Consider the following 15,505-nt stretch of genomic DNA (forward strand, 5'->3'; position numbering starts at 1 on the left):
ATGAAAAAGATATACTACAGGTTAACACTACTAACAGCCATTATTGTGTTAACCATTTTCGCCTGCAAAAAGGGGCTGAACGATGAAACTTACTCGGTATTTGATGCCAGTAAATTAACCTTACCATCTGATGGTTATGATGCAGTTATTGGTACATATGCGGCATTAAAAGACAACGGGGGATATGGTTACTATGCAGGATATTTATATTGGTTGTATGAATACCCTGCAGATGTGGTGACCACAACCATAACCTCGCGCCAGGGGATAGAACTGGATCAGTTAACTTACAATCCTACAAATTCGGTTATTAATGATGTATGGATAAGTATTTTTAAAATGGTGTCCAGGGCAAATGAATCTGAGGCTTTGATTAACAATATTAATTATACGACTAACGGTTCAAGCAATGCGATAAAAAATCAAAATTTGGGTGAAGTTAGATTTCTAAGGGCTTTGGCTTATTATGATGCAACTGAACTTTGGGGCGATGTTCCTTTAATATTGAAACCTTCTTCACAATTTACAGCAGCTGATCTAAATCCTAAGCTTGCCAAACAAGCTGATGTAGAGGCTGCAATGGTTACTGATTTGCAATTTGCAGCCGCGAATTTGCCGGTAAGCTACCCTGTGTCCCAGGTGGCACGTGCTACAAGTGGTGCTGCAAAATCATTGTTAACCCGCCTTTACATGAGGCAGGGGCAATGGCAGAAAGCTGCTGATGAGGCAGAGCAGGTGATTACATCCGGAGCTTATCGGATCAAGCCCATGTCCGAAGGAGGAATCGTTGCCTTGTTCGATACTACCAATAGGTCAGATAACGAATTTATTTTTGTGTTAAAATCATCAAGTCAACCAGGAGCTTATGGCATAAACTCGAACAGCTTTGGTATCAACTCCACACCATGGGATTTAAATCGTGGTTACGGAAATTTCCCAATTAACCTGCAATTCTATTCAATATTTGACAAAAATGACGCCCGTAGAAATTTGCTGACAGGTATCTACAAAACTATATATGGCCAAATTATGAGTGTGCCGACGCAATATGGTGGTGTGGGTGGTTCAGGCCCTGATACGGTACTATCAACTTATGTGTATAATCTAAAATATCCGGCAACCAATAATTATAACTATGCAGGATTTAATAATGTAAGTATAATCAGATACGCTGATGTAATCCTATACCGTGCCGAAGCATTGAACGAGTTAAATGGCCCAACCCAGGAATCAATTGATCTGATCAACCAGATACGTACCCGCGCAAATCTGCCAAATATCACACTTGCAAATTATACCAAAGCCTCACTTAGGGTAGAGATTTTTGCAGAACGAAATAAGGAGTTTTTTATGGAAGGCCGCAGGTTAGAAGATCTATTCCGTTGGGGTAATAGTGAAACCAATGGAGCCGATCCATTATCTGAATTTAAGGCAAATGTTGTGCCTCTGCTCCGTAACCAAAATACGTATTCTTCCAGTGTTAATTATTTGCATTATCCTTATCCGCAAGTAGAAATACAAAGTAATACGTCCTTAAGTCCGGACATTAATAAGGGAAGATATCAATAATAAATAATCAAGGTACTATGCTTCATTTTTTGGTGCATTAGTTTAGTAGTGTTTACCTATATATACCGGAAGGGGATCTTCCGGTATGTTAGTTTTAAAAAAAATGGGAATTAATTACGGATGAAAAAATATAGATCAGGACTTACCATTATTCTTTTAATAATTCTGACGGGGGGGGTAACCTCAGGCTGTGATACAATTACAGGCTATTTTTCGCAGGTCAGGATAAAAAATATTCAATTGATGAATCTGCCGGGGAATCGATTAAGATTTCAGGTTGTTGTTACCTGTAATGTAGATGCCAAAACCTGCCTCAAGTATTGGAAACTCGGATCCACAGATACCTTATATACTAATGTAAGCGGCCCAAACAGTGTTGATACAATCAGTATTACGAATACAGAGGCAGAGTCGAACTACCGTTTTCAGGCAATTGCATATAATAAGTATAGTAACTACTTGAGCAAACCCCACGATTTTCAAACACAACTTATTTATCATGCAACCCCCTATTTTGACCTGGAATCGGTAGATGCCAAATTTGAATCTGAAGTACACAATAAATATTTTCTTAGCCAGATTTTAACCGAGCCGGGCTCATTAGTTATCATCAATAGCAAAGGAAACATTGTTTGGTACCAGCCATTTAAAAAGGGAGTAAAAGTATCTCACTGGACAGAAAAGGGGACCATACTTTGTATCGTAGGATCAGAAAAAATTCCCTCATCGGGCGGAGATGAAATATACGAAATGGATTTGAACGGTAAGGTGTTGCGGCACTTGAAAGTGGGGCAGGGCGATATGGATAAAATGGTACATCATGAAGTGAGGTTTGATAAAGAAGATGACATTTATGCTTTAACATTTACTGCTAAATTGTTTGATCTGTCTACCGTTGGCGGGGCAAAAAAAGATACAGTACATGGCGACGGCATTGTAGTATTTAATAAGGCCAATAAGAAGATATGGGAATGGTCGATACTTGATCATTTAAATCCTTTAACTGATCCGAAGATTTTAAAATCAAAAAAAGATTGGGTACACTCCAATTCGCTTTTTAAAGACAAAGACGGTAATTTCTTGATCTCCTTTAGGGATTTAAGCCAGGTATGGAAGGTTGAATATCCAAGCGGGAGAGTTTTATGGAAGCTGGGCGAAAAGGGTGATTTTAAAATTGATACCGCTTATATGTTTAGTGGGCAACATTCAGTACAAATAGATGGGCAAGGTTTGATAACTATGCTTGATAATGGAAGCAAGCGTAAACAAAGCAGGGCCCTCTCTTTTACTATTGATACCGCGAAAAAGAAAGCAACCGAAAAATTTAGTGTGCCACTAGCGAAAGAATATTTTTCATCGACAAAGGGAAACGAAACCACATTCTATCATAATAAGATCTTGTTCTGTATGACGGATCCGAAAGTTTTTTTGATCACTGATATGCGGGGTAAAATATTGTGGAAAGTGAATTTAGCCGGTGATCCATATAGAATTGAAGAAGCTAAAGGATTTTTAAAAAACAAACCTTTTATTAATGCAAATACTAAGTTCTAATTACCCGATAACTATTAAGCAGCCCGTAACGCTGAGGTATCTATTCCTTAAATTTTTAAAAATAGGGCTGGTGTCCTTCGGCGGTTATATGGCATTAGTAGCCATGATACAGCGTGAACTGGTTGAAAAAGACCAGGTAATTGAACCTGATGTTATTACGGATGGTATTAGTATAGCCAGCTTGCTTCCGGGCCCGCTTGCTGTAAGTATAGTAGCCTATGTAGGCTATCATACGAAAAATAAAATGGGGGCTTTTATAGCAGTAATAGCTGTATTATTGCCGGCAACGGTAACCATGCTTATTTTATCCTGGTGCTACTTTAATTACGGGTATAAATCGCATTGGAATCAGGTATTGTTTTATACTACCGGCACGGTAAGCGGCATTATATTAACCACAGGCGTTCAGATCTATAAAAAAGATGTACAAGGAAGTTTGATTAAAAATGTATTAAGCATTGTTTCTTTCATACTCATCATATTCTTAAATAGTTATTTGGCAACGCTTGGGCTAATAGCGCTAGGTGGCTTAGCCGGATATTATTTAAAGCTTCATGGCCCTTTAAGGGTTACGGGCAATGAGTCTAAAGTCGGATCAAAGTTATTATTTAACTGGAAAATGAAAATTGCGACATTGCTACTAGGGGTGATTGAACTAAGTTACATTTTTAACCTTAATCAATTTTTTCAAAATATTTATTTGAAAATCAGCCTGGTATTCTCAGGAATCAGCTTATCACTGTTTGGTGGTGGGTATGTGATGATACCCATTATGCAGTCGATGTTAGTTGGCAACTTAAAATGGATAACCAGCCAGGAGTTTCTGGACTGTATAGCGTTTAGCCAGCTTACCCCTGGGCCAATTTTAGTGAGTTCGGTATTTATTGGCTATAAGCTAACTGGCTTTGCCGGTGCTATAGCTGCACTTGTTGCCACATTTGCCCCCTCGGCAATTTTAATGGTTATGGTATCAAAAATATTTGCTGTTCATAAAGAGCGCACCTGGTTACGTAATTCAATGGCTGGCATCAAGCCTGTTGTGGTAGGATTAATTGTCGCATCGACAGGCAAACTTTTACACGCAGTTCCATTTAATATCAGCATAATAATTATATGCGCTTTAACTTTTTTTATCAGCTTAAAATATAAAGTAAGTCCTGTTTATTTAATTCTGGCCTCGCTGGTTGTAGGCGTTTGTTTAACTTTTTTCCCAATTTCAATATGAAAGCTATTCACGGTATACAGATGATCGGGACCCAACGGTCGGGATCAAATTTATTAAGGGTTATTTTGGATCAGTCACCCGATATTGTTTCACCACACCCCGCGCATGTATTAGTTAATTTCAGGCCATTGTTAAATCTGTATGAGCCCTTAAGCGATCGGGAGAATTATAACCGCCTGGTTAGTGATGTGGTTGACTACGTAAATGCAAACCCTGTACCCTGGGATGGTGTTGTATTTAATAAAGATGAGATCATTTCAAGATCAACAAATAATTCACTGTTTGAATTGAATAAGCTTATTTATGAAACAGCTGCCGAATGGAAAAATGCAACAATGTGGTGTTGTAAAAGCATGAATAACGTTTATTTTTCCTCTGAGCTTGAAACTCATGGATCAATCAAAAAATATATTTACTTATATCGTGACGGCCGGGATGTAGCAGCTTCATTTAAAAAAGCTATTGTGGGTGAAAAGCATATTTATTTTTTAGCCAAGCAATGGAAACAGGACCAGGAAGAATGTCTTAAATTAAGAGGCACTATACCCGCAGATCGGTTCTTCTCATTAAATTACGAGAGCTTAATTCAAAATCCGGAAAAGACAATACAAGAGCTTTGCAATTTTTTAAACATTACGTTTAGTGAAAATATGTTGCAATATTACACCTCGCAAACATCCAAAATAACGGCCGCCTCCGGAGAAATGTGGAAGAACCTGGAAAAGCCGATTATGACTAACAATACAGGCAACTATTTAAAAAGCTTCGAAAAAAATGATTTAGATATTTTTGAGTTAATAGCAGGCGATACATTAACTAAATTGGGTTACACGCTTCATTCACCTGCGCCGGATAAAGGGTTGATCTCTGCTGATAATATTGAGCGTTATAGAAGTGAAAATACCGATCTTAAAAAAGAATGTCAGCTTAATGCCAAGGAACATGATATTGAAAAAAGAAAACCTCAGGAACAACTATTAAAGGAAATTAAGGAACGCGTTTTAGCATAAATTAAACGTTGTTTAAGTTTAATAAGACATAATATATTAATAAGCACATGATATTTGAATTAAGAAGTGGGGATAAAATTGATATTGATAAAGTATTAGATATTGCAAAACGTGCAGGGGCCGGCATATTGAAAATTTATAACGGAGCATCTGAAAATATACAAGTATCCTTCAAGGAGGATGAATCGCCGCTTACTGCTGCCGATTCCGCTTCGCATAAAATTATAAGCGAAAGGCTTGCCGAGCTTACGCCCAACATACCATTATTATCAGAGGAAGGAAAGGATATAGCTTATGATGAGCGTAAAGGTTGGGAATATTATTGGTGCGTTGACCCGCTTGATGGCACTAAAGAATTTTTAAAACGTAACGGCGAGTTTACGGTAAATATAGCTTTGATATATAAAGATGCACCTGTTTTAGGGGTAATATATGTGCCGGTTACTGGCGTATTATACTATGGGGCAGAATATATCGGCAGCTGGAAAATAACAAATAACACCGAAATACAACCGCTAATAGTTGCCTCAAATGTAAAAGAATGGATTGCAGTAGGCAGCAGGACACATTCGTCAACTGAGGAGGTTGATTTGTTGGCTAAATTCGATATCTCAAGAACCATTGCTGTTGGAAGCTCATTGAAATTTTGCATGATTGCCGAAGGGAATGCTCATGTTTATTACAGGCACGGCCCAACTATGGAGTGGGATATTGCGGCGGGGCATGCTATAGCCGTTTATAGTGGTGCATTTATGGGCCAGCCTGATGGAGAAGTTTTTAAGTACAACAAACCCTCTCTTTTAAATGGTAGCTTTTTGTGCAGTATAAAGCGGGACAATTAAGTAACAACGCTCATCTATTCATAATTTAATTTGTTAATGAACTCCATTACACGTAATGCGGACTACTGGAACATGTAAAAATGATTGCAATGATAGCTTTGGGTAAGTGTTTAACCAATAATTATCATCAAATCATGAAAAAAATCATTTACGTATTCTTGCCTGCACTATTGCTATCATTGTTAGCCTGTAAAAAGGATAGCAATTCAACTAAGCTTGTACTTAATAATGATACAACCACAAAGCCATTTTCGGGAACTACAACGCTCACTTTTAGCGGCTATACCTGGACAATAAAAGATTCTGGGACGGGAACCGCGGGCCCTGGACCTAATAATTGGACCAGTTCGAACGCCTTTGTAGATACCAATGGTTACCTGCATTTAAAATTAACAAAAGTTAACGGAGCATGGTATTGTGCCGAAGTAATCAGTACACAAAGTTTTGGCTATGGTACCTATCAGTGGGATGTTGAAGGTCGCATCGATACGCTGGATAAAAATGTAGTTTTCGGCATGTTTAATTACTCAGGTGTAGATGGCAGAGATGAAATGGATATTGAGTATTCGAAATTCGGGAGCAGCACAGCTAATAATACCAATTTTACTATTTATCCCGCTCAAACCGTAACCAGCCCTAGTGATTGGCATACAACCTATAACACATCATTAACAGGAACCTATACTACCCAACGTTTCAAACGCAATAGCGCGACATCAGTTTATTTTCAGGAGCTCGGCGGTTTCCCAAGTGGTGACACCAATCAAATTACCTCCGCAACATGTAGTAATCCGCCGAATTCCATTAGCACGTTGGCAATGCCCGTTCACATGAATTTATGGTTGTTTCAAGGTACTACTCCAACGAACAATAGCCAGGTAGAAATAATTATCCACAGCTTTACTTTCACCGCTCTATAGTAATATTCAGATCTGCATATCTAATAGATGATTAGACTATGATCTATTAGACTCGAACGGTAAAATCGTAGCTTAAATGATTTGAAGGTAGATATTCTCAATTCAGCCTAAAAGCCATAAAAAAGTTCGAACTAAGTTTCGTTGCCCTAAAATTGGGTTTAACTTATTGTAAATTAGTAGATTGTAGGTATGGAAAAACGAGACGGCTAATTTTAGCCGTCCGTTAAGTGCCCCAATAATACACTTTACGAACTATTTTATAAAACAGCTAAAAGAGGTAGCTAATTTCTGAAGAGGCGCACTTATGGTTCTTTGAGTCTAAATTGGCATTGGTGGACCCAATAAAACCTGTGATGTTAATCCGTTAAGTGAACAACTATAGGCGAGGGCTGTCCTTTGTTGTGTTCATCGATTAATTTAATTTAACTTATGCGGCTTATTAATTTTAAATGGGTCAAATGAAATACCTACATTAAAATAGCCAGTTGCGCCTTGTGAGTTTTTGTATACATAATTTGAAATGGGTGTGTTTCTTGAGGCTAATTTGCCATAAAAGGTATTTTCAATCCCAGCTCTGAACGAAAGGATCAGCCTTTTACCAAGCAGCTGTTCAAAAATTGCCCGGATCGTATACTATACCCAATTGATTATATTCATAAGTATCCGGCAGGATTGGCTGATTGGGGTTTACATAAAATGCATTGTTGATTAGTTTACTGCCTAATGAAAGCTGTGCATTTTTAAACAATGATCGTTTTATCATCAACCTTTGTGGCAGAACAATATTAAGCCTCCAGGGTGAATTTTCGAAGCTCTCTTGTAAAGTGAATGTGGGTAAAATCGGAGAAATTGAAGCTCTGTCAACAAAGCCAAGCCAACCTGCTGTAATTATGGTATTTGGGCTGCGTTTTATCACAAATGCTACTGATGCTAGCCCCGTTAGACTATCTGCCATCTTTTAGATAAGAGCAAGCGGTTCATAAGCAGTTACCGTTTACGTCACAAAGGCTCTTACTAGAATAAGCGGAGAGTTTGCCGGATTCGAGACAAATACCTAAAAGCAAGTTGTTAATTCTTATTCAGTATTCTTATTGTAACTTTTAGTTTATTTTTTTTGTTCTTTTTGTTAAGTATTTTCATTTTTTAAAAGAATTTGCTTTATATTTACGATAAATGCACTATAAGTAGGCTTTTGTTAATTTTAATTTAAAATAACTATGCTTAAAAGTTAACATTTATTTTATAAAGTGTGGAAAAAATTAAAAACCACATCTTTTGCCTTTTTATAAAGGAATTATTGTGAATGTTAAAGCATAATTTTTAATACCCTATAATCTACCACATATGAAAACAACTGCAATAATTGGAATTACTCCTTTTGAGGCTCCTTGCGCAATGCTCGCTATGGCCTTGTCAAATGCAAAGGCTTTTCCGGTACTCCATCTGGGAAGATCCAAAATCAAAGCAATCTTTGAGCTCGAAAAGCTAACTAAGAATTGCCCTGATGACTTTGGTGTTTGCTTTGCTTCAGCCGATTTTATAAATATTGAGCTTCCGGAAAAGGTGAAATTGGTAATTATTCCTTTTGGTATCAATGTGAAATTTAATAAAGGAATAAAGGTATTTTACCAGGTACATAGTTTGGGCGAAGCCAAAAAAGCTGCGGCCCTTGGTGCTGATGGAATAATTGTAAAAGGTAATGAAGGTGCCGGTAAAGTTGCATACGAATCTTCTTATATCCTATTTCAACGCATTATTAAAGAAGTTAAGAATATTGATGTATATGTTCAGGGTGGTATAGGTGTACACACTGCAGCTGCAGTAATTAGTTCCGGAGCTAAAGGCGTTGTATTAGATAGCCAGTTGGCGCTGTTTCCGGAGTGTACGGCTCCTAAAGCTATAAAACAGGTGTGTGAAAAACTAAGCGGCAATGAAACCAAAGTGATTGCTAACTGCCGTGTATTAGTACGCCCTAATTCTCCGGTGCTTGATGAAAATGTTTCTGAAAAAGTCCTTAAAAAGTATTTTAATGATTTTGACCTGGATAAGAGCTACCTGCCATTGGGTCAGGATATTGCAATATCAATTGACCTTGTAAACCGCTATAAAAAATTAGATAAGCTCATATTCGGAATACATGAAGCTATACATGGTCATTTAAGGCAGGCTAAATCATTAAATATAATCAGTGCCAATAATGCTTTGGCAAAAGATTTAAATATTACCTATCCCATTGCCCAGGGACCAATGACCAGAGTTAGTGATGTTGCCCCTTTTGCCAATGCTGTTGGCGAGGCCGGTGCTCTGCCATTTATAGCCTTATCCTTGTTAAAAGGCGAACGCGCGAAAGAACTGATAAAGGAAACTAAAAGGTTGGCCGGAAATAAAACATGGGGAGTTGGGATACTTGGTTTTGCGCCGCAGGAACTGCGTGATGAGCAGTTAAACTATATAAAGGAAGAGATGCCTCCTGTAGTTTTAATTGCAGGCGGCAGGCCTTCACAAGCCAACCAACTTGAAAAAATAGGTATAAAAACTTTTTTGCACGTGCCTTCGGTATCGTTACTTGATATGTTTTTAAAAGAAGGGGCCAAGCGGTTTGTTTTTGAAGGCCGCGAATGTGGTGGCCACGTAGGCCCATTATCAAGTATGGTGCTTTGGGAAAGACAAATTGAACGGTTACTTCAGGAAAAAGATCCGGAACAAATCAGCGTTTTTTTTGCAGGAGGGATACATGATGCACTTTCTTCTGCATTTATTGCAGTTATGACAGCCCCTTTAGCTGTAAAGGGCGTAAAAATCGGCGTGCTGATGGGTACATCTTATTTATATACAAAGGAGGCAGTAAACTCGGGTGCCATTTTAAGTAAATTTCAGGAGCAGGCTATATTATCTGGCGATACAGTGTTGCTTGAGACAGCGCCCGGGCATGAAACCAGGTGTTTGAATTCTCCTTTTGTGACATTTTTCAATGAAGAAAAAAAGAGTCTTCAGAAGCAGGGAATTGAAAAAAAAGAAATATGGGCTGAACTGGAAAAACTGAATGTAGGCCGACTGAGGATGGCTGCAAAAGGAATAGAACGGAAAGGCGACGAACTGGTAATAGTTAATGAGCAGGACCAGCTGCATTTAGGGATGTACATGATAGGGCAGGCCGCTGCTATGTGTAATAAAGTTATTTCTATGGCTGATCTGCACAAAGAGGTAGCAATAGAAAATTACAATTATATAAAAGATGCAGTGTTGCCCCCCTTGCCCGAAGCGCATCAAAAATCATTGGATGTGGCTATCATTGGTATGGCCTGTATCTTTCCAGGAGCTAAAAACATTGATGAATATTGGCGCAATATCGTGTTAGGGCAAGATTCAGTTACAGAAGTACCTGACGAACGATGGAACAAAGAATTATATTATGACCCCGAATCAAAAGCGGGTGATATGTCACATTCAAAATGGGGTGGCTTTATCCCTACAATTGATTTTGATCCTTTAGAATATGGCATCCCTCCGCAATCATTAGCCGCTATTGAGCCTACCCAATTATTAAGCCTCATGGTTGCCAGGCAGGCTATGGAAAATGCAGGTTATAAGGATGGTGGCTTTAATGCCGAAAATGTTTCAGTAATTATTGGCGCCGAAGGCGGTAATGACCTTGCCAATAATTATAGTTTCAGGTGTTATTATAAACAAGTATTTGGCGAGATGCCTGAAGAACTGGACGCCGCACTCCCCAAAATGACTGAAGATTCTTTCCCGGGAATATTGGCAAATGTCATTTCTGGTCGAATTGCTAACCGCTTAAATCTTGGTGGCCGTAATTATACGGTAGATGCCGCATGTGCTTCATCAATAGCGGCTATTGATTTGGCCTGCCAAGAATTATTTTTAGAAAAATCAGATATGGTACTGGCAGGTGGTGCCGATCTGCATAATGGCATCAACGATTACCTGATGTTTTCAAGTACCCATGCGCTCTCCCGTAAAGGGAGATGTGCCACTTTCGATGCTGCGGCTGATGGTATAGCATTGGGTGAAGGTGTAGCTATAATGGTATTGAAAAGACATGCCGATGCACTAAGGGATGGCGATACTATTTATTCGGTAATAAAAGGTATAGGTGGGTCAAGTGATGGTAAAAGCCTGGGATTAACCGCGCCGCGTAAATCTGGCCAGATAAAAGCATTGGAACGTGCTTATGAGCAGGCTGGTATTTCAGCTTCGGTACTTGGGTTGGTTGAAGCACATGGAACAGGTACTGTAGTTGGCGACAAAACCGAATTGAGTGCTTTAACAGACATGCTAAACCAATCTGGCGCTATCGCAGCACAAACACATCTTGGATCTGTAAAAACGCAGATTGGGCATACCAAATGCGCTGCGGGTTTAGCCGGAATGATTAAGGCAACATTAGCAGCTTACTATGGCGTAAAACCGCCAACAATTAATTTAAAAACACCTAACAGTTATTATGATAGTGTGAAAAGTCCCTTTGCTTTTCATACCGAAGCAGGTTTGTGGACGGATGAAAAACGCTATGCAGGGATAAGCGCCTTTGGCTTTGGCGGGACAAATTTCCACGCGGTAATTGAAAGTGATCATCAGCTTTCTGATCAATATCCGGTATTGAAATCATGGCCATCAGAGCTCTTCGTATTTAAGGGTGCTTCTTTTGAAGAAGCTAAAGTTATGTTAATCAACGTAAAATCACTACTCGATGATAATGATAGCATTGATTTAAAAGATATAGCATATAGTTTAGCTACCGGCAATAATAAAACGGTACAGTTGGTAATTGTAGCCGACAGACCCGAAGATTTGGTTATGAAAATTGACCTTGTTTTGGCCGGGGTTGAAAGCAAGGATACCTATTTTACCAAAAAAGTAGAAGGTAAGGTTGCTTTTATGTTTCCGGGACAGGGGAGTCAGCGCATAAACATGGCAAGAGATCTTTTTGTCATGTTCCCGGCTATGCGTAAACTATTAAAAAACAGGGAGGATTATCAACAGGTACTTTTTCCTAATACCGTATTTGATGAAGTATCGCTAAAAACGCAGAAGGAAAATATAAAAGATACCCGCATGGCTCAACCTATTTTGGGTATTGTTGATTTAGCGATTGCAAATTTATTGAAGGACTTGGGTATTGAACCAGATATGGTTGCAGGTCACAGCTACGGAGAGCTGCCTGCATTATGCTTTGCGGGGGCATTTAACGAAGATGAGCTGGTGTTTTTAAGTGAGCAAAGAGCCAAGGCAATTTTAGATGCAGTAGAAGGAGAAGATACCGGAGCAATGATTGCAGTGAATTGCAAGGAAGAAGAATTGCTTAAACTAATTGCCGGACTGGATGATATTTATTTTGTAAACCATAATTCACCAACTCAACTGGTACTTGCCGGTAAAACCAATGCAATTAAAAAATTTAGCGAAACACTTAAAGCTAATAAAATTTCCTGCAGGCAATTAGAAGTAGCATGTGCTTTTCATAGTCCGTTAGTTGTCAAATCGAAAGAAAATTATAAAAAAGTATTAAATGAGGTTGAGTTTAATGATTTAACCTTACCAGTTTGGTCAAATACAACCACAACCCATTACCCGGTAAATGCCAAAGAAATTAAAGAAAGGCTTACTGATCATTTAATAGAACCTGTAAAGTTTGTTGAGCAGGTAAGAAAAATGTACGAGGATGGTGCCCGGATTTTTATTGAGGTTGGCCCTGGTAAAGTGTTAACCGCCCTAACAAAAGCCTGCCTTGGCAAAGATGAAGTTTTATTGTTTGCAGAGGATAACGGCCATAACAAAATATCACATCTATTATGCACTATAGCTAAATATATGGCCACGGGCCGTAATATTAATCTTGAAAAGCTTTTTGAAGGACGTGGTGCAAGGTTCTTAGATCTGGATGAACCCGCTAAATATAAAAAAAGTCCAACTGTTTGGCTGGTTAATGGTCAACATGCTATTCCATCAGTTGGAAAGCTGCCTGCTTATGGCGCATTACCTATCATAACCCCAATTAAAATGAAAGAAAAAGAGGCAAAAACAGCCCCGCTATCGGTTTCAAACAATAGTACAGAAACCATGATGCAGGAATATCTTCATAGTATGAAGATGCTTATACAGGCACAGCGGGATGTAATGCTCACGTTTTTGGGCAGTAACGTAACCGCAAGCGCTCTTGCATTCCAACCATATTCGCCACTATCGTATACACCGCCACCGGCTCACCCTGGCCAGGTTGTTTATCAACAAGAGCCGGTTAAAATTGAACAACAACCAATTGTTATTAACAAAACACAGGTAGTGCAAATTGATATTAAGCTGGTGCTGACGGATATTATAAGCGATAAAACAGGTTATCCTAAAGACATGATTGGGATGGAAATGGACCTGGAAGCCGATTTGAGCATTGACTCTATTAAGCGGATGGAAATTATTGGTGCTCTGCGTAATCAACTTGGAGGCTTTAACAATGCCGGTAAAAATGAAGATGCCTTTATGGAGCAATTGGCTGGCATTAAAACTTTAAACGGTTTAGCAAACTGGATAAATGAGAATGCAATCCCGGCCGAACCTGCAAATATTACCGAAATACCCGAAAATAACTCACAGGGCAATGTGTTAAAATATTCATTGGAAGATATTAAATCATTTGTGCTGCTTATCGTTAGCGAAAAAACTGGTTATCCGCAGGACATGTTAGGCTTTGATCTTGATCTGGAAGCCGATTTAAGCATTGACTCTATTAAACGGATGGAGATTATTGGCGATTTAAATGCAAAAATAGGATTCAATAAAGGCAATAGTGGTGGTGACGATTTAATGGAAAAACTGGCAGCTATTAAAACGCTTAATGAATTAACAAACTGGATTTCGGAAATAAGTAGTGCAAACGCAGAACCCATTACAGAGGCAAATAGAATTACTCATGAAAACACAGTAAACCCTAATTTAATTGGGAATTTATCCAGGCTTCGTTTTGAGCTTACTCCCTCTAAAATAACTAATTCGGCTGTTAATGAACTTAATGGTTTACGACTTGCAATTACTAATGACGGCGGCTTGCAGGCCAAAGCCATAAAAACATTATTTGAGGGGCATGGAGCAATGGTTGATATTGTAGCTGTAAATGATAACCTGCAGGGATACCAGGGTTTGATTATACTAAATATGTTTAATTCACCAGCTAAAGCAAATATCATGGATTATATATCGATGATTAAGCAGCTTGATTTTGAGGCGATAAAACTGGTGTATTTTATATCCGATACCAGTGGACACATGCATGATGAGACCGATATCAGCTTGTTGCGGAACATTCAGGGATATTCAGGTTTAATTAAAAGCCTTGATAAAGAGTATGAAAATACCAAATTCAGAATAATTATTTTACCTGCAAAGTTGCCTGTTAATGACATCGCTGATATTACTTTAAAAGAAGTGTTAAATCCCGATCATCCTTCAGAGATTATTTATACCGATGGTAGCAGGCAAACCCGTGCATTAATCCCATCGCAACTAATAGCAGGGGGCGAAGAATCTCATCTTAAATTAGATAAGGAAGCCGTTGTGCTAGTATTTGGCGGTGCACAGGGTATCACCTCAAAACTAATGATACACTTTGCCAAAGATTATCCATGTAAGTATATTCTTGTTGGCCGTTCGCCGCATCCTCGGGAAAATGATCTTGGACATCTGTCCTTCCTGGAAACAAAAGATGAGATCAGGACCTATTTAATAAAACAAGGAGATATTAAAACACCGGCAGAAATTGAAAAGGAAACCGTAAGAATTTTTAAAAGCAATCAGGTACTGCAAAGTATTAGGGCTTTGGAAATGGATGGTTCAACAGTTTCTTATACTTCACTTGATCTACGGGATGAAGATGAATTGGGTAAATTTATTAGCAGTGTATATAAAGACTACGGCCGCATAGATGGCGTAGTGCATGGAGCCGGGGTACTAGAGGATAAATTATTCCATAGTAAAAGTCTGGAATCATTTAAAAGGGTTTTTGATACTAAGGTTACCCCGCTACGCGTGCTTGCAGAGCAATTGCGGCCTGAAACACAATTTGTGATCCTCTTTTCAAGTATAGCTTCGGTATATGGTAACCGCGGGCAAACAGACTATGCAGCTGCAAACAGCGTAATGGATAAATATGCCTGGGCTTTGAAAAATAAAATCAAAGGAAAAGTAATGTCCATTAACTGGGGCCCATGGAAGGGTGCCGGAATGGTTTCTTTATCTCTGGAAAAAGAATACGAAAAAAGAGGTATTGCATTAATCCCATTAGAGGTCGGCATGGAAACGTTCATGAATGAGCTTAAATATGGAAAAGAGAACCAGGTATTAATTATGGCAGGCAATAACTGGTAGTAA

Annotated in this window: 8 protein-coding genes; 7 read left to right on the top strand and 1 reads right to left on the bottom strand. The window is 38.7% G+C overall.

Annotated elements, in window-relative coordinates:
• The 6 genes from GSQ74_RS18425 (at position 1) to GSQ74_RS18450 (ending at position 7,120) form a co-directional block, all read left to right on the top strand.
• Positions 1-1,569, top strand: a complete 1,569-nt coding sequence (locus GSQ74_RS18425; protein ID WP_158995684.1) for a RagB/SusD family nutrient uptake outer membrane protein — start codon at positions 1-3, stop codon at positions 1,567-1,569.
• A 120-nt stretch (positions 1,570-1,689) separates the two neighbouring features.
• Positions 1,690-3,123 (top strand): aryl-sulfate sulfotransferase, encoded by a 1,434-nt coding sequence (locus GSQ74_RS18430; protein ID WP_158995685.1) that lies wholly within the window; start codon positions 1,690-1,692, stop codon positions 3,121-3,123.
• Positions 3,104-4,348: a chromate efflux transporter gene (chrA, locus tag GSQ74_RS18435; protein WP_158995686.1), complete on the top strand. Its 1,245-nt coding sequence runs from the start codon at positions 3,104-3,106 to the stop codon at positions 4,346-4,348. Before GSQ74_RS18430 ends, chrA begins: the two co-directional genes overlap by 20 nt.
• Positions 4,345-5,358, top strand: a complete 1,014-nt coding sequence (locus GSQ74_RS18440) for a sulfotransferase (RefSeq protein WP_158995687.1) — start codon at positions 4,345-4,347, stop codon at positions 5,356-5,358. Before chrA ends, GSQ74_RS18440 begins: the two co-directional genes overlap by 4 nt.
• A gap of 47 nt (positions 5,359-5,405) precedes the next feature.
• Complete coding sequence (cysQ, locus tag GSQ74_RS18445; protein ID WP_158995688.1) at positions 5,406-6,200, top strand: 3'(2'),5'-bisphosphate nucleotidase CysQ; 795 nt, start codon at positions 5,406-5,408, stop codon at positions 6,198-6,200.
• Positions 6,201-6,334: 134 nt separating this feature from the next.
• Positions 6,335-7,120 carry a hypothetical protein gene (locus tag GSQ74_RS18450; protein WP_158995689.1) on the top strand — a complete coding sequence of 262 codons (786 nt, stop codon included), beginning with the start codon at positions 6,335-6,337 and terminating at the stop codon, positions 7,118-7,120.
• A gap of 610 nt (positions 7,121-7,730) precedes the next feature.
• Here GSQ74_RS18450 and GSQ74_RS18455 read toward each other — a convergent pair.
• Positions 7,731-8,075 carry a hypothetical protein gene (locus tag GSQ74_RS18455; protein WP_158995690.1) on the bottom strand — a complete coding sequence of 115 codons (345 nt, stop codon included), beginning with the start codon at positions 8,073-8,075 and terminating at the stop codon, positions 7,731-7,733.
• Between the two features lie 389 nt (positions 8,076-8,464).
• Between GSQ74_RS18455 and GSQ74_RS18460 the strand changes: the two genes are divergently transcribed.
• Positions 8,465-15,502 carry a type I polyketide synthase gene (locus GSQ74_RS18460; protein ID WP_158995691.1) on the top strand — a complete coding sequence of 2,346 codons (7,038 nt, stop codon included), beginning with the start codon at positions 8,465-8,467 and terminating at the stop codon, positions 15,500-15,502.
• Positions 15,503-15,505 lie beyond the last annotated feature (3 nt).

Source organism: Mucilaginibacter sp. L196, assembly GCF_009765905.1.
Classification (GTDB): Bacteria; Bacteroidota; Bacteroidia; order Sphingobacteriales; family Sphingobacteriaceae; genus Mucilaginibacter.

Excerpts from the sequence above, each read along its gene's own strand:
- GSQ74_RS18440 (WP_158995687.1), top strand. The coding sequence starts at position 4,345 with ATGAAAGCTATTCACGGTATACAGATGATCGGGACCCAACGGTCGGGA.
- GSQ74_RS18430 (WP_158995685.1), top strand. The coding sequence starts at position 1,690 with ATGAAAAAATATAGATCAGGACTTACCATTATTCTTTTAATAATTCTG.
- GSQ74_RS18425 (WP_158995684.1), top strand. The coding sequence starts at position 1 with ATGAAAAAGATATACTACAGGTTAACACTACTAACAGCCATTATTGTG.
- GSQ74_RS18460 (WP_158995691.1), top strand. The coding sequence starts at position 8,465 with ATGAAAACAACTGCAATAATTGGAATTACTCCTTTTGAGGCTCCTTGC.
- GSQ74_RS18455 (WP_158995690.1), bottom strand. The coding sequence starts at position 8,075 with ATGGCAGATAGTCTAACGGGGCTAGCATCAGTAGCATTTGTGATAAAA.
- cysQ (WP_158995688.1), top strand. The coding sequence starts at position 5,406 with ATGATATTTGAATTAAGAAGTGGGGATAAAATTGATATTGATAAAGTA.
- GSQ74_RS18450 (WP_158995689.1), top strand. The coding sequence starts at position 6,335 with ATGAAAAAAATCATTTACGTATTCTTGCCTGCACTATTGCTATCATTG.
- chrA (WP_158995686.1), top strand. The coding sequence starts at position 3,104 with ATGCAAATACTAAGTTCTAATTACCCGATAACTATTAAGCAGCCCGTA.